The organism is Streptococcus sp. 20925_1_77, from assembly GCF_041432125.1.
Lineage (GTDB): Bacteria > Bacillota > Bacilli > Lactobacillales > Streptococcaceae > Streptococcus.
In genome coordinates this window covers 1-21636 of the sequence record NZ_JAPVZB010000021.1, presented here as the reverse complement: position 1 = coordinate 21636, position 21636 = coordinate 1, and the positions used below count along the sequence as shown (strand labels likewise).

Annotated in this window: 18 protein-coding genes, 1 pseudogene and 1 riboswitch; of the genes and pseudogenes, 4 read left to right on the top strand and 15 right to left on the bottom strand. The window is 42.0% G+C overall.

The genetic code is table 11. The annotated features are described in order from the left end of the window. Positions 1 to 98: 98 nt before the first annotated feature. Entirely contained in the window at positions 99 to 893 is a 795-nt protein-coding gene (gene pflA / locus O3626_RS09535; RefSeq protein WP_003005017.1) for a pyruvate formate-lyase-activating protein, read from the bottom strand. Between the two features lie 213 nt (positions 894 to 1106). Further along, complete coding sequence (locus O3626_RS09530; RefSeq protein ID WP_371496606.1) at positions 1107 to 3419, bottom strand: endonuclease/exonuclease/phosphatase family protein; 2313 nt, start codon at positions 3417 to 3419, stop codon at positions 1107 to 1109. Between the two features lie 85 nt (positions 3420 to 3504). On the opposite strand from O3626_RS09530, the pseudogene O3626_RS09525 reads away from it, so the two are divergent. After that, positions 3505 to 3714, top strand: a pseudogene (locus O3626_RS09525) (UTRA domain-containing protein); the annotation flags it as partial. Positions 3715 to 3900: 186 nt separating this feature from the next. On the opposite strand, the gene O3626_RS09520 reads toward O3626_RS09525, so the two are convergent. From O3626_RS09520 to O3626_RS09495, 6 genes are all read right to left on the bottom strand, one after another. Then, positions 3901 to 4704 (bottom strand): ABC transporter ATP-binding protein, encoded by an 804-nt coding sequence (locus O3626_RS09520; RefSeq protein WP_061455002.1) that lies wholly within the window; start codon positions 4702 to 4704, stop codon positions 3901 to 3903. A 9-nt stretch (positions 4705 to 4713) separates the two neighbouring features. Beyond that, on the bottom strand, positions 4714 to 5607 hold the full coding sequence (locus O3626_RS09515; protein WP_223325608.1) for an ABC transporter permease: 894 nt from the start codon (positions 5605 to 5607) through the stop codon (positions 4714 to 4716). Positions 5608 to 5617: 10 nt separating this feature from the next. Continuing rightward, entirely contained in the window at positions 5618 to 6595 is a 978-nt protein-coding gene (locus tag O3626_RS09510) for an ABC transporter substrate-binding protein (RefSeq protein ID WP_024056316.1), read from the bottom strand. A 408-nt stretch (positions 6596 to 7003) separates the two neighbouring features. Then, positions 7004 to 8353, bottom strand: a complete 1350-nt coding sequence (locus O3626_RS09505; protein WP_371496603.1) for a hemolysin family protein — start codon at positions 8351 to 8353, stop codon at positions 7004 to 7006. 115 nt (positions 8354 to 8468) lie between these two features. Further along, on the bottom strand, positions 8469 to 9950 hold the full coding sequence (locus O3626_RS09500; RefSeq protein WP_049516125.1) for a M protein trans-acting positive regulator PRD domain-containing protein: 1482 nt from the start codon (positions 9948 to 9950) through the stop codon (positions 8469 to 8471). A 136-nt stretch (positions 9951 to 10086) separates the two neighbouring features. Then, positions 10087 to 11214 (bottom strand): AI-2E family transporter, encoded by a 1128-nt coding sequence (locus tag O3626_RS09495; RefSeq protein WP_070449283.1) that lies wholly within the window; start codon positions 11212 to 11214, stop codon positions 10087 to 10089. Positions 11215 to 11288: 74 nt separating this feature from the next. Between O3626_RS09495 and O3626_RS09490 the strand changes: the two genes are divergently transcribed. Continuing rightward, positions 11289 to 12080 carry an ABC transporter ATP-binding protein gene (locus tag O3626_RS09490; protein ID WP_371496601.1) on the top strand — a complete coding sequence of 264 codons (792 nt, stop codon included), beginning with the start codon at positions 11289 to 11291 and terminating at the stop codon, positions 12078 to 12080. 211 nt (positions 12081 to 12291) lie between these two features. On the opposite strand, the gene O3626_RS09485 is transcribed toward O3626_RS09490, so the two are convergent. From O3626_RS09485 to O3626_RS09455, 7 genes are all read right to left on the bottom strand, one after another. Continuing rightward, positions 12292 to 14346, bottom strand: a complete 2055-nt coding sequence (locus tag O3626_RS09485; protein WP_371496599.1) for a cation:proton antiporter — start codon at positions 14344 to 14346, stop codon at positions 12292 to 12294. Positions 14347 to 14358: 12 nt separating this feature from the next. Beyond that, a complete protein-coding gene (locus O3626_RS09480) occupies positions 14359 to 14613 on the bottom strand; it encodes a hypothetical protein (protein WP_003005673.1) in 255 nt (84 codons plus the stop codon). Continuing rightward, a complete protein-coding gene (locus O3626_RS09475; RefSeq protein ID WP_013904006.1) occupies positions 14606 to 15163 on the bottom strand; it encodes a class I SAM-dependent methyltransferase in 558 nt (185 codons plus the stop codon). Before O3626_RS09475 ends, O3626_RS09480 begins: the two co-directional genes overlap by 8 nt. Further along, positions 15147 to 16106, bottom strand: coding sequence for a TIGR01212 family radical SAM protein (locus tag O3626_RS09470; protein ID WP_150906422.1), 960 nt, complete (start codon positions 16104 to 16106; stop codon positions 15147 to 15149). The genes O3626_RS09475 and O3626_RS09470 overlap by 17 nt, the downstream gene beginning before the upstream one ends. A gap of 53 nt (positions 16107 to 16159) precedes the next feature. Further along, positions 16160 to 16810, bottom strand: a complete 651-nt coding sequence (locus tag O3626_RS09465) for a phosphatase PAP2 family protein (RefSeq protein WP_150906423.1) — start codon at positions 16808 to 16810, stop codon at positions 16160 to 16162. Further along, positions 16800 to 17357, bottom strand: a complete 558-nt coding sequence (locus O3626_RS09460; RefSeq protein WP_049472288.1) for an ECF transporter S component — start codon at positions 17355 to 17357, stop codon at positions 16800 to 16802. Before O3626_RS09460 ends, O3626_RS09465 begins: the two co-directional genes overlap by 11 nt. 216 nt (positions 17358 to 17573) lie before the next feature. Continuing rightward, positions 17574 to 17808, bottom strand: a riboswitch (FMN riboswitch). Positions 17809 to 17888: 80 nt separating this feature from the next. Continuing rightward, positions 17889 to 18431, bottom strand: coding sequence for a tRNA (cytidine(34)-2'-O)-methyltransferase (locus tag O3626_RS09455; RefSeq protein WP_371496595.1), 543 nt, complete (start codon positions 18429 to 18431; stop codon positions 17889 to 17891). Between the two features lie 333 nt (positions 18432 to 18764). Here O3626_RS09455 and trkA point away from each other — a divergent pair, with 333 nt between their 5' ends. Both trkA and O3626_RS09445 read left to right on the top strand, forming a co-directional pair. Next, positions 18765 to 20120 (top strand): Trk system potassium transporter TrkA, encoded by a 1356-nt coding sequence (gene trkA / locus O3626_RS09450; RefSeq protein ID WP_021153699.1) that lies wholly within the window; start codon positions 18765 to 18767, stop codon positions 20118 to 20120. 5 nt (positions 20121 to 20125) lie between these two features. Next, positions 20126 to 21565 (top strand): TrkH family potassium uptake protein, encoded by a 1440-nt coding sequence (locus tag O3626_RS09445; protein WP_371496593.1) that lies wholly within the window; start codon positions 20126 to 20128, stop codon positions 21563 to 21565. Positions 21566 to 21636 lie beyond the last annotated feature (71 nt).

Genomic DNA, 21636 nt, shown 5'->3' with positions numbered 1-21636 from the left:
GATTCACTCTATTTTAGCACGTTTTGCCATTTAAAGAAAGGGAATAGTTGTGCATTTCAATAGAAAAGACAGCTGGAAGGCCCAACTGTCTATACGTTTTATCCTTTGACCCGTTTCAGGTAATCTTGGTAACTTTCTGTTTCCATCAAATCTTTTGCATTTTGGACCCGTTCTTTTGTCGGTGGTTTCACACCCTCCAATTTGTACGGAATGCCCAATTCACGCCATTTGAATTCCCCCATAGTATGGTATGGAAGGATCTCAAATTTATCGACATTTTTAAGAGTTTTAACAAATTTCCCAAGTTCGATCAAGTCGTCATCTCGGTCTGTAAGCCCAGGCACCAAAACGTGACGAATCCAGACTGGTTTTCCAATATCAGATAGGTACTTTGCACAAGCTAGAATCGTTTTATTGGTATGGCTGGTCACAATTTTGTGACGTTCATCATTGATTTCCTTGATATCAAGAAGCACCAAGTCTGTCACTGCCATCAAGCGGTCAAATTTTTCCAAATAACGAGGCGTATTCCGGAAAGGAAGAGCACAGGTATCCAAAGTACAATGAATGCCCAACTCTTGAGCCTTGGTGAAAAGAGCAATCAAAAAGTCAATCTGCAAGAGGGCTTCTCCACCACTGACAGTGATTCCCCCTTTTTCGCCCCAAAATCCACGATAACGGAGGGCTTCTTCTAAGACATCATCCACCGTCCGCTCACGGGACTTGTTGGTTTCCATCGCCCAAGTATCTGGATTGTGGCAGTATTGACACCGCATTTGACACCCTTGAAGGAAGACAATAAAGCGGATCCCAGGCCCGTCTACTGCACCAAAACTTTCTGTTGAGTGTACCATTCCTGTTACTTTTCCATAGTCAACTGTTTCATTTTCCATTGAGGAACCTCTTCTCTTGAAAACGTTTTATGATTTTATTATAACACGATTCCATCTATTTTAAAGAGTTTAAGCTTCTTTTTGAAAAGAAACTGTTCTTTTCAGTAGTTTTCATTGTCCTAGTACAGTTTCCAATATGGGACTATCTGTCCTGTATTTTAGGAGAAAAAAAGGAGCCAGCGACTCCTTTTTAGATCTTTCTTATGAAACACGTTAGTGAGTCGTCTTTTTCTTCTTGTACCAGACAAGACTCATCGTAGCTACTGTCACTCCAAAAAGAGCTAGATAGCTTGTTTCTTGTCCAGTAGATGGAAGGATTTTCCGTTTACCTGGTGTCTTGGTTTCTGTTGTGGCCTCTTCCTTGTCGTCTTGCTTCTCATCTTCGTTCTTGCCCTTCTCTTTGCTTTCAGATGTTGAACTCTTTTGTTCATTGGCTTGAGCTTGATGAGGGACTAGTTGAGACCCTGTATTCGATGAAGAAGAGCTGGTTTGATCCGTTGGTTGTCCTGTATTTCCTTGTTGATCATCTGTCGGTGTTCCTGGAGTTTGTGCTCCACTAAAGTCGATTTGGACCAAGACAGGATCATGGTCTGATGCACGACCGTGTTCCTTCATAAAGGAAGCATTGATATGGACTGGTTCAAACCTTGCTTTAGCTGCCATGTTGTTTGAGATAAAAATGTTATCCAAAACTTGATTGCTTCCACGGTAGAAATAAGAATAGCGATCGCCTGCATCATGTTGGGCCATTAAGTTGGTTAGTTCACTGCCCGCAAGGATCTGTGCCGTGGTTGAAAAATCGTAATCATTAAAATCACCCGTCAAAACAAAGGTGGTCTTCGGATTTTGCTTCAAGCCTTCTTGAACGAATTGATGGATGACACTAGCTTGTGCTTCACGAGTTGGCAAGGTATGTTCCACTGCTGGTTGGCTTGCCCCATAAATAGCATCATCTCCGATTTTTGATTTCAAGTGATTGGCAATCACCACAACTGGTTGACCTTTGAATTCAAACTCAACGGCTAAAGACTTGCGAGTATGATCAAACGATGAATCGCTAGGGGCAATCCGAGCTGGGTTTTTAACCAGGTGTCCCTTGTCAAATTGTGCTGCCTCGTTGCTAGTCGCTGCCTCTTTTTTAGCTAAAGTCACGCGTTCCGGATTGTAGAGAATTCCCAAACGAATATTGGAACCTGGCTTTCCACCGTCAGCGCCATCTAGTGGAGCAACCTCTGTATACTCATAGCTCTTGCCACCCAATTCCTTGATCCGACTAGCTAGTTTGCGTCCACTTTCAAGACCACTGGTCGTCCCGTCATCCACACTGCCATTATTGTCCTGCACTTCGATCAAAGTGATAATATCCGGATTGTGAATTTCATGGATAAAGGAATTGGCAATCAGCGTCACCTTATCCTCTGGCGTTTCATTTTTGGCATTGTTGGCCGAGAAATTTTCAATATTATAGGAAGCGATGGTCAGCTTGTCCTCACTTGGTTGGGTTTGAGCTGCTTGACGCTGCAAGCCACCATCTTGGACTGTCAACTGTTGAGTGGGCTCTACCTTATAAAAGCTATTCCGATAAGTCACCACTCCTGTTACATCTTCTGCAAAGTAATCTTTGGCTTTTGCGACAAACTGATTACCAACATAAATCGGGATCGTCGCTGTATTTTGTGCATGTGGCCGTAGATTCAGACCTCCAATATTGTTTAAAGGAAGGCCTGTAAAATCTTCTCCCAAGACATAGATATCTCCTTTGTATTGGGGACCAAGGATATGCGGTTTCTTCACCACCGTGAGCATTCCTTCCAGGCTTTCCCAATAATCGAGGGCATCGGTTTCTGGAGCATAAGCCGTCGGATTAGGCTTCACATCTGCTGGCATGCCCGCAGTGATATTCACAGCTTCTGGAAGAGGGGCTGTCCCATCTTTTGTGATCCAAGCATCGACCAGCATGGTCACCGTTAAACTATTCGTTGGTTCCTTAAAGGTTTTCCCAGCTCCCAAGGTAACCTCTTCCATATAGCCTTCCTTGACGATACCAGTGATTTTCACCTTGTCACCGACTTTCACCTTGTATTTGGAAACAACATAAATCCCATCTGAAGTACGGCTATTGCCATCCGATTCAATATCTTGGGCATAAAAACCATAGCGGTCTGCTTTCGTCACCACTGCATTTTTGATAGCTACCTTTTGGCCTTCCAGTGGAGAGCGTTGTGATTCCCCTTGAATGTCCCCGATCTTAACCGTTTTCTCCTCAGTATCGTCTGAGGAACTGCTAGATGTCTCTTCTTTATCACTCGAAGCTCTCGTCGTAGCGTCTGTAGTTGTTGTTGTAGCGGAAGTCGAATGATTTGTCAAGCTTTCCTCGCTGCTAGTGTTCGTCACAAGCGCTGACTCTGAAGTCGAAGCTGTGGTCTCGTCTGCAACTACCGTGAGGGCACTGCTAAAGACCCCCAACTGACTAGCCAATAAGGTGGCTACTCCCAGTAGGCGAATCTTTTTTCCGTTTTTTCTCATGCGTTTCTCCATCCCTAAAAAGTTTTCCTCTTTTATTATAAGGGAAGAACTTTGCATTTTCAAGCGCTTTCAAAAATATTTTTCAAAAAAAACACTTCAACCCAATAAGAAAGAAATTTTGATTTCACCAATCGATAATCGCGATAAGATCTTACTGGATCTTGGAAAAGACCAACACGTGGTAACGGTCCGCTCCCAAGTTTACTTAGCAGACGGTCGGCAATTCCAGTTCACCGAAAGCCGTCACAAATTAGACAAGTTTCATTTTGTCGACTATGCAGAGCGGAGGAAATAAAAAGGAGGCTGGGATAAAAGTCCTAGTCTCTCAATTGTCTTTGGATTGTCGAGCAAGACGCAGTGGTTGAGTGGGCTCTACTATGCTGATTTCATCAGCTTTTACAGCCCTACTCAACTGTGCGGAGGTGGGACGACGAAATCGAATTCTAACGAATGACCGATTTCTGTCCCACTCTCTTTTATTTTATCCTAAGACCAATTCATCACTAACCAGAGTTTCACCACTGTTTTGTTGGAAGAGGCGCATCAAATCTTCAACCGTTAGGTTTTTCTTTTCTTCTCCTTTGACGTCGACAACGATCTTGCCTTGGTAGAGCATGATCAAGCGGTTGCCGTATTCGATAGCATGGTTCATATCATGCGTAATCATCAAGGTTGTCAAATCATGGCTTTCCACAATCTTTTGTGTCAATTCCATGACCATTTCACTGGTCTTGGGATCAAGCGCTGCGGTATGTTCATCCAGAAGCAAGAGTTTGGGTCTAACCAAGGCTGCCATGACCAAAGTCAAAGCTTGACGTTGCCCACCAGATAGATATTGAGTATCGACTTTGAGACGGTTCTCTAAACCAATATTCAGTTCCTTCAAGGCATCACGGAATAACTCGCGATCCTTCTCCCGAACGCCCCAGCCCAAACCACGAGATTTTCCACGACGTTGAGCAATGGCCATATTTTCTTCAATAGTCAAACGAGAAGCCGTCCCCATCTTAGGATCTTGGAAGACACGCGCAATATCCTTAGCACGCTTACGAACACTCGTATTTTTGATAGAGTTACCCTCTAGCAAGATATCCCCTTCATCCACGACTAGATTTCCTGCCAAGATGTTCATCAAGGTTGATTTCCCAGCTCCATTTCCACCGATGACCGAAATGAAATCTCCTTCTTCCACTTGGAGATCCAAACCTTTTAAGACGTGGTTTTCATTAACCGTTCCTGCTTCAAATGTCTTATGAATACCTTCAATTGATAATAATGTTGCCATACTTTTCTCCTACTTATTTCCTAACTTCAATCCGCGAACACGAAGACGTTTTTGCGCCTCAGGAGCGAACAAGACAATTGCGAGCAAGATCGCATTGAAGAGACGAACCATATTTTGATCGAGATTTGGGATCTCGTAAATATTTAAGATAATCAAACGGTAAACAATGGCTCCAACTCCGATTGAAAGCAAGCGCCAACCAATGGTCAATTCGTGGATCAAAACCTCAGCGATAATCACCGCACTCAAGCCAACCACGATCGTCCCTGTCCCAGAAGTCACATCTGAGAAACCATCATTTTGAGCAAACATAGCGCCACAAAGGGCAATCAATCCATTTGAAATCATGTAGCCCAATATCTTCATGTTGTCCACATTAACCCCATTAGCCTCACTCATTGGGATGTTATCACCTGTCGAGCGCAAAACCAAGCCAAGTTGCGTCTTCATTAAGAGGGTCAACAAGATACAGACGATGATCAAGCAGGAAATACTAATCAAAAAGACAGCTTCTTCATTAGAAAGTCCAAATTTCATGACACTCTTGAAAATGGTACTGGCATCGCCAATAGAGAGATTGGGAACTCCCCCCATGATTTTGATATTGATAGAGTAGAGACCCGTCAAAGTGACAATCCCTGTCAAGAGGGCTGGAATTTTCATTTTTGTATGGAGAATCCCAGAGACCAAGCCTGCAATCATCCCTGCAAAAAAGCCCAACAAGGTTGCAATCCAAGGGTTTCTTCCCGCTTGAATTTGTGAGGCTACAACTGCTGCCCCAAGTGGAAAGGCTCCTTCTGCCGTCATATCGGCAATATCTAAAATTCGAAATGTTAAGTAAACACCGATCGCCATGATCGACCACAATAAACCTTCTGATAAACTTGATAAAACGAAATTCATCTCAAACCTCCTATTTTTCTACCTTCAACGAGCTAATATCAATTCCTAGTTCTTTCGCCATCTCTTTATTGGTATGCAATTCTAATTTTTCAGGTGTTTCAACTGCGACTTTTCCAGGTTTCTCGCCCTTCATGATGCGAATAGCCATCCGAGCAGCTTGTCTCCCCAATTCCTCATAATCGGTACCAAAGTTGTACAAACCACCAGTGGCCACCATCTCAGCAGATCCACCAAAAACGGGCACCTTATGGCTGATAGAAACCTGTTTGACAGTGTCCATTGTAGAAGAGATAATATTGTCCGTCGGAACAAAGACGATATCTGCCTCTGACATGATACTGTCTGCTGCAGCTTTCACATTGTTACTATCAAGAATTGTTTTTTCAACCACTTGATAGCCTTTAGCTTCTAGTATCTTCTTCGCATTGTCTTTTTGGACGACGGAGTTAGGCTCACTTTGCGTATAGAGAATCCCAACTGTTTTCGCCGTTGGAAGTACTTGCTTAATCATGTCTACCTGTGTAGCGATCGCATCTTCTGACTGGTCACTTGTCCCTGTGATATTGCCACCTGGTTCTTTCAAGTTTTTCACCAATTTCGCTGCCAAAGGATCTGTGACAGCTGAGAAGACAATAGGTGTTGATTTAGTGGTATTAGCCAAACTTTGTGCAGAAGGGGTTGCAATCGCAAAGACGAGATCACTTTCTTCTGCCAATTGTTTAGAAATATTTTTCAGATTTCGTTGCTCCCCTTGAGCATTTTGGAAATCGATCTGAATATTTTTCCCATCTACATAGCCCTCTTTCTTCAACTCCTCGATAAAGCCTTTTCGTGTCGCATCGAGCGACTTATGGGTGATGTACTGGGAAATCCCAATTCGAAAGACATTGTCTTTTTTAGTATCCTTTAGATTGTGTAAGGTCACCAATGATGTTAACAGAAGTCCTACAACCAGGACAGGTGCTAGCAATTTTTTCACTACTTTCATTTTTTGACTCCTTTTCTGCAAAATAAACAAAAAAACCGCTTAGATGATTCTCTAAACGGATGCTTGAAATTCTCCAACAAGTTACAAAACCTCGGTCCATTTAGATACTAGCTCTATGGACCATCATCAAAAATCTTAGCCACATAGATACAAACAAATTGCTTGGGTTGTTTGCATCCATGAGATCATGTCTACAAACACTATCTAAAGTAGCTAAAGTAAAATTTTTGAATGGAAATGGTTTGTTGCTTCATGTTTATTTTCTGCTTTCTTTTTTTATGGGTATTATCTTACCGTAATTTTTTTTTGATGTCAAGACTATTTCAGAAATTTTTGAAATTTTTTGAAAATTCAACTGATCCTGACAAGAGAAAAACAGAGGCTGGAACACGTCCAGGCCTCTATTTTCTAATCTTCTTTTGATTTTATTTCTTCATCTTCCTCGACGATTTCAGAAATTTCAACTTTCACCTTGGTCACACGACCATTTTTTACTTTGTCATTTGTCAAAATGAGGTGTTTCTTTTGACTATCGACTTCGCAGCTGAGTCGCTCTTTCAAGGTTGGAATTCGCCCAACCTCTGTCAGATAATACCCTGCAATGGTATCCACATCATCACTTTGCAACTCAACATCAAAATATTCGTTAAAGTCATTTAGTGACATGGCTCCTTGTACGACATAGGTATTGTCCGCAATTTCAAAGACATCAATTTCTGCTTTGTCAGTCTCATCGTCAATTTCACCGACGATTTCTTCCAAGAGGTCTTCAAGAGTAACCAAACCAGACATCCCACCATATTCATCAAGCAGAATAGCCATTTGATTTTGGGTATTGCGCAATTCCTTCAAAAGATCATCCACAAAAATGGTCTCTGGAACAAACAAAGGTTCTTGTAAAATCTTTCTTAAGACAATATTATCAAAGCCATTGATAAATCCTTCGTTCAAGAGACGTTTGGTATGGATGAGACCGATGACATTGTCCTTGTCATCATCATAGACAGGAATCCGTGAAAAGTTTTGCTTAAGGATACTTTCAATGATTTCTTTGGTATCATCATTGATATCAACCATGAAGGCATCTGTCCGTGGCACCATGACTTCACGCGCTACCATTTCATCTAATGAAAAGATCCCTTGGAGCATCTCAATCTCGTCCGCATCTAGTGTTGCTTCACTATTGGTCAGCATATACTCGATTTCATCCCGCGTCATCTTTTCATCCGGATCATCGAATTCCATTGGCGTGATACGGCTCAAAAGGTTGGTCGACGCTGAAAGCAACCAAACAAAGGGGCTAACAATTTTTCCTAATAAAATGACAATCGGAGCTGTTCGAACAGCTAACTCATCTTTCAGGTTCATAGCGATTCGTTTCGGATAGAGTTCCCCAAATACGATCGAAATATAAGTCAAAAACGCTAGAGATAAAAAGCTTCCAGCTGCAATAGCCGTTTTAGTATTGCCCATCCATCCAGCAATAACATGACCAAGGCTATCTGCAAGACTCGCCCCAGATAAGATGGTAATCAAGGTGATCCCCACCTGAATAGTGGATAAGAAATGGTTGGGCTGTTCCAAAACGCTAAGAAGACGAATGTATTTTTTATCCCCTTCTTCTGCTTTTTGCACTACACGAGAACGATTCAACGATACCATTGACATTTCAGTCGCCGAGAAAAAGGCGTTCAATAATGTCAAAACAATCAATAAAATAAATTCCAGTAAAATTTCCTGACTGCCAGGGTCTTCCATGGATACTTTCCTCCAGTATATAATATTGTATATTATACCACAAAATATGAGAGCCTGCATTCTTCTATGTCATTTTCTTTTTTCACCATCAAAAAATCAGGACCAGGTCCTGATTTTAGTGCTCTGCACTGGTAAAATCATAAAAGAAGGCATTGAGTTTTTCAACCAGCTCTAGCGATGAGAGACTACTTGTACAGATAAAAGGTTTTTTCTTTAATTCCGGCATCATAAAGTTGGCCACCACGACATCTGCGTCTGAAGCTTCGATATCCTCTACTGTTAGATTATACTTGATCATCTGAGTAAATTCAAAGTTATCCGTACAGTAGAAATCTAGAAAATCGATCATGGATTTGGCATGGTGGTCATCAAAACGACTGATAATCAAGACCTTAATGGACTTCCGGCGGCGCAATAATTGTGGTAAGAGACGTTCCCAGTGAGTGTAGACCGTGTAGATCATGTGCTTGATAATTTCTTCATTCAGATTATGCTTCATGGTCTTCATATAAGTGATGATATGGTCTCTCAAATCATCATAGAAGGCTGGGAAGATGCTCATAAAATCTTCGTTGGTATTGGTCTTGGTATCAAATAAGAGGAACTCCGAGAACAATTCCTTCCGACCTAAGTGAGCTGTATTATGAACGTGCATCAACATCTCATCAAGATTTTCGATATCTAAATCATAGGTATAGCATAGATCCTTGAACATATCTTTAATGAGTCTAGTGGATTCTTTTGCATAAGGATCTGTTTCTGCGGCTTCAATCAAGCTTTCTGGGCTGAAATAGAAATTTTCTTGAATAAAGATGATGAAGAACTGCTCCAGCACTTTTTCATTTAACTCGACACCCAACTGCAAGCTAAAGTAGCGCAACATCTCCTCGACATTGGTCACCCCTTGATATTGATCTTTATAGGCTTCAAAGGTCGTTGGAATGTCGATGAAATAGCCTTGCTTAATACGTGATAAGTACACTGTCAAGAGAACTTTGTAAGACTTAATGACAGAGAAGGTCAATGGATAGCCATAGAGCTTGAAGAAGAAGGTGATCAAATCGGTCACGGCCTCTTCCTTAAATTCTGGGAAAGGCCACTCCATATAGTAATAACGTTCCGCAAAATACTGGGCATAGAAGAAACGAACATCTACTTCATCCCCGACAAGATTCAAGGGTTTCAAATCAATCTTTACATTGTATTTAGTTTGAAGCTTCTGATTAATCGTCCGAATCAAGCGGTAGAAAGACTGGTAACTCAGATCAAACTTTCTGCAAATATATTCATTGGAAACATCCTTGTGGAAGAAGAGGTATTCAATCAAGGCGAAGGCTTGTGATTCTTTAAAAAAGTGATGGTAAATCACCTCAAGACCAACCGAATCTTCATAACTGATCTTGATCCCATTGGTAGAGGATTCAATTAAAAAATCATCAAATGTACTACGAAGATTAGACAAATCTTCTTTTAATGAACGTTCTGTACAATCCAAACGCTTGGCCAACTCTTTCAAGTGGAACCATCTTTTTTCCTTAATCAAGATTTCCAACAATTGCAATTGGCGTCTCTGTTTTTTGGATAAGAGGAGTCTCATCTTTCCCTACCTTTTCATATTTTCTTTCAAAATCACTTATATTTTAACACATTTCATAACACTTGTTGACTTTTTTACGGTATTTTTTCAAAAAAATGTACAAAAAAGACTCCAAGGCCCATATAGGCGCTAGAGTCTAAGATTTATTAATGATTCCAAATTCTTCTTTTTTCTTCTGCTCCTTCGCAGCACGGTGGTTATCATAAAGATTTACCAAGAATTTTACAATTTCTTTCCCAATCGAATAGACTGGAATCGCGACGACCATCCCGATAATGCCGTAGATATTACTTGAGAGCAGTAAGAGAACCATAATGGTAATCGGGTGAACCTTCATCACGCCTCCAACAATACGCGGATAAAGAATATTGCCATCGATCTGCTGGATGATCAACATGTAAATGACTGCTTTGATCATCATATCCATATCGGTAAAAGCATAAGTGATGATCATCGGAATCAAACCGATGGTTGGTCCTACATAGGGAATCAAGTTGGCCAGCCCAGAAAAAATGGCAAAGACCAAAGCATACTTCAATCCAATAAAACTATAGCCAATGTAGGCTAGTGTTCCAATGATCAAAGCATCGATCGAAATACCACTAATATAGCGAGAGACCGTTTCATTCAAACTAACCAAGAGGCTTGAAATGTGGAGTTTGTCATTGCGTAAAATGGTCCGTTCTAACATCGGCAACAATTTCTTGCCATCAATCAAGAAATAAACCAAGAAGACAGGGGTCATGATTAAGATAAAGACCGTATTGACAATGGTGTTAACCACACTTCCTAAACTGTTGGTCACACTATTCAAGAGATTTTGTAGGATATCCATATAAGAGAGATTCAACTGCTGAATCGTCGACTGGATATTTACATTCTGGAACAAAGGATTGGTTGAGAGTTTTCGAACCAAACTTTGGACTTCCCAGTAGAGCCCTTGAGTCGAATTGATCAAGCTGGTTAACTGATTGATCAAGATGGGGAGCAGATAAAAGATCCCTAAGCCAATGATCCCAAACAAGAGTACTAGGGTGATCAAAATGCCAAACACACGCTTGATTTTTAAGTGTTTTTCCAACAATTCAACAATCGGATTGGTAATGTAATATAAAAAACCTGCAATTAAAAATGGTAAGAGGATGGTATTCAGAACAGAGACAAATGGAGAAATTAAAGTCCCCATTGATTTCCAAATATAGAAAATCACCGTCAATAATAAAATTTCACATGTCCAGAATAACAATTTACTATTTCGAAACATTCCTTACCTCCTGTTTTCTATTCTACCATATTTTATGATAGAATAGAGGGGATTTTAATCAAAAGGATGAAGTTATGAATAATTTGATTGAACTACAAGACGTCAATTTGATCCGCAATGGAAAAGCCCTTTTAAAAGAGGTTAACTGGCAGGTGAAAGAAAATGAATGCTGGGCGATTTTAGGCCTCAATGGAGCAGGAAAATCAACCCTCCTCAAACTGTTGATGTCAGAATACTGGGCTAGCTCCGGTCAGATAACCGTCCTTGGGACTCGTTTTGGAGAAGGGGGAATTCCTGAATTACGGAAGCGTATTGGAATCGTTAGCTCCTTTATTTCAGAAAGATTACCAGAGCATCTCCTAACCGAGCAAATTGTCCTAACTGGTCAATACAAGAGCAGTATTTTATATACTGCATACGGGGAGGAAGAACTGAACTGGGCACGGGATATGCTAACTTCAATTGGAGCTAGCTCTTTGATCGGCCGCAAATACCGGGAGCTCTCCCAGGGAGAAAAGCAGACCGTTCTCATTGCACGAAGCCTCATGGACCAGCCAGATCTGATCATTTTTGATGAAGCTTCTAGTGGATTGGATCTCTTTGCCAGAGAAAAGCTCCTCCGTCAGATCCATCATATCAAACAACTGGATCACGCGCCTACCATGATCTACGTCACCCACCATGCCGAGGAAATTACAACAGATATGACCCATGTCCTCTTACTCAAACATGGCCAAGTGGTCGAGCAAGGACCAAAGGAAAAGATCCTAACTCCCCATGTCCTTAGCCAATTTTATGAAGCACCAGTATCCCTTATTGATCTTGGTGATGAGCGACTCTTTGTCAAACCAGAAATCGCACACTGAAAAGAAAATGAATAAAGCAAAAAGAGAGTGGGACAGAAATCGGTAATTCGTTAGAATTCGATTTCGTCGTCCCACCTCCGCACAGTTGAGTAGGGCTGTAAAAGCTGATGAAATCAGCGTAGTAGAGCCCACTCAACCACTGCGTCTTGCTCGACAATCCAAAAATAATTGAGAGGCTAGGACTTTTGTCCCAGCCTCTTTTACTCTTATCTCAACGATTTCGTGCATACTCGATCAAATCGTATGGAAGCGTATTGGCACTTTCTCTTAGGGAATAGCTTTCTAATTCATTGACATTTTGCCGCATACGGCGCGCTTGCTTGGCGGTAATCAGGTGTTGCGCTTCATATTCAAAAATAATCTTACGCTCCAAATAATAGCCTCTCAACATTTCATCGATATTATTTGGTTTCACGCGATTAATAACCCGCTCCACAAAGGCTCCACTAGTAATAATGGCTGTCTCTCTCAGACGAGATTCTTGCAGGTAAGAGATCAAACTGCTCCGATAAACCCCTTTGAGGTCTTCCAAACTTTCAATGATGATTTCCGTATTGGCCAAATAAAGGGCCGCAATCTGGTCATAATCAATGGCTTCTAACTTTCTATCTTCTCGGTTCCACCAAGTTCGAAAGCCAGAACCTAGTGTTAGGATTTCATGGACCAGCAAACGCAAGATGCGGAAAGAAACCAAGAGGTAGTATGTTAGACGAGACGAAAGGTTGCGATTGACCCGTTGCTCCATATTACGAAGATAGCGTTGGTAGACACGGTAGCCCCGCTCGCGCATCTTTCCTTCTTCGTAGGCTTGTTCCAAGCCGTCACTTTCAATACTCAAAATCAAGAGCTTCAGCTGTTCCCAGTCCTTTTGAATGAGCTTATTTTCTTGGCTTAGAATCAAATTTTCAATCCGACCATGATAGTTATCAATCGCCGCATACAAGGGCCCCTTGTGCTTACTATTCTTTAGGTCTGCTTCTAATTCCATGACGACATCATTTAAAATCGCGATCTGCATCAGGTAGTTATTGGTTTCTTCCTTATCTTCTGATAATTTTGGAAGCACCACTAAGCCAGCAATAAAGCTGACAAGGGTCACTCCTGCCACTAAAAAGAGTAGGACGGGGTATTCTTTTTCGATTTTGGTTGGAATCAAAAGGATCGTCGCAATCGAAACTGTTCCCTTCACACCCGAAAAGGTCAGCAATAAGGCATCTTTCAGATAATTTCTCAATGATTTTTTTAGTCGAACCGTTCGAAACCAATAAAAGAGGTAAAACATGACAAAACGAATTAAAAAGAGCAAGGTTGTCAAAAGAAAGACAGAAAGAACTAAAAGAAGATTGTTGTAAATAGGACTACTTAAGATGGGCTTAGCGATCATTTCTAGTTCCATTCCCAAAATCACAAAGACTGACCCATTTAAGATAAAGTTGACCGTATTCCAGACGGTATGGCTCACAGTATCCACCCGAGCTTCAAGAAGGGTAATGTGCTTAAAGCGACTGGCTTTTAGGATCCCTGACACGACCACAGCGATGATACCAGACACATGGAGTTCTTCTGCTAAGAAAAAAGTCAATAACGGGAGACTCAATTCTAATAACAATTCACTGGCAATATCACTAGCGCGAACACTCAAGAGTAAGGTTTGCAGCCAACGGTTCACAAAGGCCGTCAAGATTCCTACTGCAAATCCTCCTATAATGGAGATTCCTAAGGAAATCCCTGCCTCTCCAAGGGAGAAACTTCCGGTCGCAAGGGCTGCCAAGGCCACTCGAAAGGCAACTAGACCTGAGGCATCATTTAGTAACCCCTCTCCTTTTAAGATATTCGAAACCCGCTTTGGAAAGGTAAAGCGCTCAGACAGGGAAGCAAAGGCTACTAAGTCTGTTGGACCTAGAGCTGCCCCTACGGCCATACAGGCTGCTAAAGGAAGACTCAGCCACAAGGAGTGAGCTGCCCATCCCAAACTAATGGTTGAGATAAAAATCACTGGAAAAATCAAATAAAGAATGATGCGCCAGTGCTTTAAGACAGAAGTAATATCTGCTTCTTCTGCCTCTCGAAATAACAGAGGGCCAATGACCAAGGCCAGAAAGAGTTCTGTATCTAGATGAAAATTTTCTTCTGGGACAAAGAGGGCCCAAACGATCCCTAGTAAGATTTGAATCAAAGGCAGAGGAAGGCTCGGCACAAGTTTATTGGTGACATTTGAGACGATCAAGATCATCGAGAAGATCACTGCATAAAGGAGTAATTCCATCTTCCTCCCTCCCTAGCGTTCTTGGCAACAAGTCTCAAATTGCTGTTTTAACTCCGCAATCTTTTGGTCTGTCTTGGTTACATCCTTGTGCTCAATCTTCTTTTGGCACCGTTCCATCTCAAGCGCAACCAATTTCTTTTTTATTTTGAGCATCTTTTTGGTCATATGGGCTTCATCATAAAAACCGATTGCACGCTCGTGAATGGTTGATTCAACAAAATGGTGTCTCAATCCTTCAATTTTATTTTTTAAATATTCTTTATCCATGACGATAGCTTTCTAATTTTTCAATCATGACCAAAAACGGTGGTTGGTTCACTTGATTCAGTGTCCGGTAGATGGTCGCTGTATATTCTTTTTGTGGGAGCTGGCTGACAAAGTCCAGCACTGCATCACGCTCGATGTCTCCTCCCTCATGACCATAATAGATCATCAAAGCCATTCGACCACCTTTTTCTAGGCGAGCACAGATTTTTTCCATCGCTTCAATAGTAGTAGCCGGAAGAGTAATGACCGATTTATCCGCAGATGGCAGATAACCTAGATTAAAAATAGCTGCTTTGAGAGTCTCCACATATTGGTCCACATGCTGGTGGCCATCTAAAATCAACTGAACATGCTGAAGCCCCAACTTTTCCAATCTTTCTTGGGTATTTACAAGGGCCTGTTCTTGAATATCAAAGGCATAGACCTGGCCTGCTAGTTTGGCTAAAAAGGCCGTATCATGTCCATTTCCCATGGTGGCATCTACCACGACATCTTCTTTGGTGATGACTTCTGCTAAAAATTGATGGGCCATTTCAAGTGGTCGAAGCATTGGCACTCTCCTTTTCTTCTAGCTTACATCCTTGAGTACTTCCACGACGACGCATTTCAGTTTCAATAGCGTTTAAGACTTCCCATTTGTTGAGGCTCCACATGGGACCAATTAGCATATCACGAGGCGCATCCCCTGTAATCCGGTGAATCACGATGTGTTTGGGGATGATCTCTAGTTGGTCACAGATAACCTTGACATATTCCTCCTGGCTCATGAGTTGGAGTCGTCCTTCATGATAGTCTCGTTGCATGCGTGTATTGGTCATCAAATGCAAGAGGTGCAACTTGATCCCATCAATTTCATTATCGGTCACACAACGGCGAACATTTTCCACCATCATCTCATGTGTTTCCCCTGGAAGGCCATTGATCAAATGGGACACGATCTCAGCCTTGGGCACCTGTTGGCGAATCCGCTTGACTGTTTCCACATAGAGGTCATAACTATGGGCCCGATTGATTAATTGAGACGTCGCTTCATAAGTCGTCTGAAGCCCCAACTCAATCGTCACATGCATGCGCTCGGTCAGCTCTGCTAGATAGGCCAAGGTATCATCTGGTAAACAATCCGGACGCGTACCGATGTTGATTCCTACTACTCCTGGTTCATTGATGGCCTGCTCATAACGCTCTCGAATGACGTCCACCTTATCGTGGGTATTGGTGAAATTTTGAAAATAGACCAGGTACTTCTTCACATCCGGCCATTTCCGATGCATAAAATCAATCTCTTTGTAAAATTGTTCTCGAATCGGAGCTTCTGGGGCCACAATGGCATCTCCTGAACCTGAGACCGTGCAAAAAGTACAGCCACCATGGGCGACTGTTCCGTCACGATTAGGACAATCAAAGCCTGCATCAATAGGGACTTTAAAGGTCTTTTCTCCAAATAAGGTTCGATAATAATCATTCAAGGTATTGTAGGATTTCATACCCTTCATTATAGCAAAAAAAGAGTCGAACTCAAAACACGAGTCCAACTCCTAGTTGTTAGTTATTTTTGCTTCCCTGTAAAGCGCCATTGAAACCGCAAGCGATCGTACAAGGGGTACTCAAATTGCAAGACAGCAAAGCCCAAAATCATACTGCCGAGAACGTCTGAAGGATAGTGAACCCCGACATAAATACGGGAGCCCACAATGGTCACAATTCCCAGAATCAGAAGCCCCTGAAGACAATAGCGGGCCGCTTTGTTTTTTATATGCTGGCCAACAATGATGATCAAGCTTCCCAAAACAAGGGTAGACGCCAGTGAATGACCACTTGGAAAAGAAAAGCCTTTTTCCTCTACTAGATGAAGAATACTTGGTCTCGGTCTCTGGTAGATATTCTTTAGAAGAAGAACCAAAAGACCAGTCAATACCAGATTGCTCCCCAGAAAGAGGGCTTCGCTGTACCATTTCTTACAGGCAAAGACAGCTAGCAAAAGACCCACCCAGATGACAATGATCTTGGTATCCATGACATGGGTTACCTTGGTAAAGAAGGCTGTCAGTGGTGCAGGCAGATCGCCTCGAATAGTAGATTGAAGCGCGCTGTCAAAGCCCGTTAATTGTTGCGGGTAGAAACGAATCACATACCCGAGAATGACAAAAATGAGAAGGGCGAAGCTTGCCTTCGCCCAATGTTGTTGTTTATTTTTCATATTTTTTCAAAATCGGTTGCAAAAGAGTGTAGATCAATCCAAATGCGATGGCCCAAATCACTCCTTCGATCAGGTTAAACGGTGCAACCATTGCGGCTAAATAGTGGACAAGCCCTAGTGTTTTCGAAATATCATAGTTCATAAAGCGAGCATACAAAGGGATTGCATAGACATAGTTCACCAATACCATCGTGATACTCAAGCTGATCGTTCCAATAATCGTAGCTAGGACAAATCGGCCATGGGTCCGTTCCTTGTTCCAAATCCATGCAAAAGCAAGAACAAAAACAAGAACTCCAATGATATTGATTGGTAGTCCGATCAAGGTTTCAAGCCCCTTATTATTAAGAGCTAATTTAAGAACAGATCGGATCAAGGTCACCCAAACAGCACTTTTAAAATCCAACAAGACCAAAGCCAACAAAATGGCGATGATACTCAAATCAATTTTGAAGAAATCTATCAAGAAAGAAAATTGATAGAACATCAAAATAAAAGATAATGCGGATAAAACAGCCACTAGGGTCAGTTTACGTGTATTTGTCATAACAGGTTCCTCCAATTTTTTAAAAATTAGAGAAGCTGGAAAGACGTCTACCCCATCATTCTACTCTAAACTATTTAAACAAAGCTTAAACTAGAGAACATTCTAGTCACTTTAGCTGGTCCCCATTGAAAATACCGCTAGTCAATCATAGCACCTAACGTCTTATTCCTATGCATCAGCTCTAAACAGATCAGAATAGCTGTCAGTCTATTCGTCTCTCGTCTTCTCCCATCCAGACTATACTGTCGGTTGTGGAGTCACACCACATCAGCTTGCGCTCGCGGACTTCTTTTAGAGTATGGAAATGGAGATTTTTCTTTTAAACGATACGACAAGCTGTAGGCATAACTTCTCGTTAAGCAAAGCTTGGCAACAAAGTATAAAAGGAAAAGAACATTTCCTAGTAAAAGTCACCGCCGGTCGGGAATTACACCCTGCCCTGAAGACCCTTTTATGATAACAAAAAAAACTTGCCTAGGCAAGTTTTTGTAACTTCATAGATTACATGGTTCGGTTTTTAATTTTTCGTTCTTATTTGAGCTTGTCGTGCTCATAACGATGGCTCAACTCCAGCCCCTTAAAGCCCTGCTGGCGGAGCGCCTCATAGACAATCATGCAAACGGTATTGGAGACATTTAAACTACGGACATGCTCATCATTCATCGGAATGCGAATGGCCTTCTCTTCGTGCTGGCGCATAAAATCTTCCGGCAATCCTTTATCCTCGCGTCCAAACAAGAAATAATGGGACTTCCCATCCTGATAAGAAACGTCCGAATAGGTCTGATTTGCAAACTTGGACACCAAGTGCACCTGACCGTCACGCGCTGCTTTCATAAACTCTTCTAAGCTATCATAGAAACGGACATCCAGCTTGTCCCAGTAATCGAGTCCTGCTCGCTTCATCTTGCGATCATCGATCGGAAAAGCCATGGGACGAATAATATGTAAGGGAGAATTGGTTGCCGCACAGGTCCGTGCAATATTGCCCGTATTTTGTGGAATCTGAGGTTGGAACAAGACGATGTGGTTTTGAGCCGCTGACTCTTGGTAGTCCAGTTCTTCAATATTCATACTCGATCTCTTTCTGATAAAAAAATAGCCACACTGCCCGGAGTCAAGCTCAGCAAACAGCGTGGTTACAGCTTCATTAACTTAACTCACAACAGGTTTGAGGTAAATCAACGAAGGTACCTCTTAAGTATATCACTTTTGAAGCTCCTGTCAATAGTTTTTTTAGATTTTTTTAAGAAACTATATCAAAGTTTTCGATCCCTCCTCATTCTTCTATTTTGACAATTTTTCCCACTTGTTCTTAGCTTGGTATAATTCCTCCAGAAAGTCCTTAAAATAGATGAATTTTTCTTGAAAATAGAGTATGATAGAAGCATACTCTGGAGGTAATCTATGAAAATTATTGTTGTTGGTGGAGGAAAGGTCGGAACGGCCCTTTGTCGTTCTCTCGTTGCTGAAAACCACGATGTTATTTTGATCGAAAAAGACGAATCCGTTCTCAACCATATTACCAAACGGTTTGATATCATTGGAATTTTAGGAAATGGGGCAAACTTCAAGATCTTGGAGCAAGCAGATGTTGAAGACTGCGATATCTTCATTTCCATGACCGAGTACGACGAAGTGAACATGGTTTCTGCTGTTTTAGCTAAAAAAATGGGAGCCAAAGAAACCATCGTTCGGGTGCGGAATCCGGAATATTCCAATTCCTACTTCAAGGAAAAAAATATCTTGGGCTTCTCCCTGGTTGTCAATCCTGAATTGCTGACAGCTCGTTATATTGCTAATATCATTGACTTCCCAAATGCCCTTTCTGTGGAGCATTTTGCAAACGGCCGTGTTGCCTTGATGGAATTTAAGATCAAGCCAGATAGCAATCTCTGCAATATGAGCCTATCCCAATTCCGAAAGAAATACGGAAATGTCATTGTTTGTGCGATCGAGCGTGGCAATGAACTCACGATTCCAAATGGAGACTTTGTTTTGCAACCTCAAGACAAGATTTTCGTGACAGGAAATCGGATCGAGATCGTTCTCTTCCACAACAATGTCCGACCTCAAGTCATTAAGAGCATGATGATGATTGGTGCCGGAAAAATTGCCTACTATCTTCTCAATATTCTCCAGGATGTGCGTCGCAAAATCGATCTCAAGGTCATCGAGGTCAATCGCGAACGAGCTGAATTCTTTAGCCAGGAATTTCCTGATCTCTATGTCGTCCATGGAGACGGAACCGCTAAGGATATTCTTTTAGAAGAGAGTGCCAATAATTTTGATGCTGTGGCTACTTTGACAGGGGTCGATGAAGAAAACATCATCACCTCCATGTTCTTGGATTCTGTCGGAGTCAAAAAGAACATTACCAAAGTCAACCGAACCAGTCTGTTGGAGATTATTGGCGATCAGGATATGACCAGTATTGTCACTCCAAAACGCATCGCTGTAGACACCATTATGCACTTTATTCGCGGGCGCTACAATGCACAATTTTCAAACCTAGAAGCCTTGCACCATGTCGCAAACGGCCGGATTGAAACCTTGCAGTTTCAAATTAAGGAAGACAACAAACTAACCCAATATCCCCTCTCTGAATTGAAATTGAAGAAGGGCGTTTTGATCGCTGCCATTATTCGAAACGGCAAGGCTATTTTCCCTAATGGGGATGACCGTTTGATGGTCGGGGATCGGATTATCGTGACCACCTTGATTCAAAATGTCACTAAAATCTACGATCTACTTGAGAGGTAAGCCTGATGAATAGAAGCATGATTCGTTACCTCTTATCCAAACTCCTCTTAATCGAGGCAGGTCTCCTAATCGTTCCCCTAGTGGTCGCTGCAATCTATCGGGAACCTGCCAAGATCTTTATCTCTATTGGAGCAACCATGGCCATCCTACTTGCGTTTGGCCTCCTTGGTAGTTTTCACAAACCAAAGGATTTTCACATCTATGCTAAGGAAGGAGTCCTGATTGTAGCACTTTGTTGGATCCTATGGTCCTTCTTTGGTGCCCTTCCCTTTGTCTTTTCGGGCCAAATTCCAAACATTATCGATGCCTTCTTTGAAGTCAGCTCCGGCTTTACAACAACAGGGGCAACGATTTTAGACGATGTGGGTGTCCTCAGCCACTCTCTCCTCTTTTGGCGTAGTTTTACCCACTTGATAGGGGGGATGGGAGTATTGGTCTTTGCCCTTGCGATTATGGACAATAACAAGAACAGCCACCTTGAAGTCATGAAGGCAGAGGTTCCTGGTCCAGTGTTTGGCAAGGTCGTTTCCAAATTAAAAAACACGGCTCAAATTCTCTACTTCTTGTACTTGGGTTTGTTCTTCCTCTTTGTGGTTCTTTATTTCCTTGCTGGCATGCCCCTGTATGATAGTTTTGTCATCGCCATGGGGACAGCTGGTACTGGGGGCTTTACTGTCTTTAACGATGGGATTGCCCACTACAATAGTAGTTTGATCACCTATTTGGTCAGTATCGGGGTCTTGGTCTTTGGGGTTAACTTTAACCTCTACTACTTCCTCATGATCCGAAAATTCAAGGCCTTCTTTAAAGATGAGGAATTGCGGACCTACATCACTATTGTAATCCTATCTAGCGTATTGATTGCCTACAATTGCCTTCATCTCTATGCTAATGTTGCGAAGAGCTTTGAGATTTCCTTCTTCCAAGTGTCCAATATCATCACCACCACCGGTTTTGGTTATGGAACGACGGAAAAATGGCCTCTCTTTTCTCAGTTCATCCTCTTGATGCTGATGGTGGTCGGTGGGTCTGCTGGCTCGACCGCTGGGGGGTTAAAAGTCATTCGGTGCTTGACCTTGTGGCGAATCGCAAAAAATCAGGTTCTTTCGACCTTGTCTCCAAATCGCGTTTTGACCTTGCATGTCAACGATACGGTACTCGATAAGGATACCCAACATCAGATCCTCAAGTACTTTACAATATACAGTTTTATTACGATCGGCTTACTCTTTGTAGTGAGTCTAGACAACAATAACTTCATGACGGTTGTCAGTGCTGTCTTTAGTTGTTTCAACAATATTGGACCTATGATTGGTACGGGTCAAACCTTCTCCATCTTTAGTCCGATTTCAAAACTGTTACTTTCCTTAGCCATGATTGCCGGACGGCTTGAAATCTATCCAATGATTCTGCTCTTCCTTCCTAAAACATGGTCTAAACGCTGATAAAACGAGAGTGTTATAAAAAAATGAGGCTGGGACAAAAGTCCTAGCCTCTTAATTGTTTTTGGATTTTC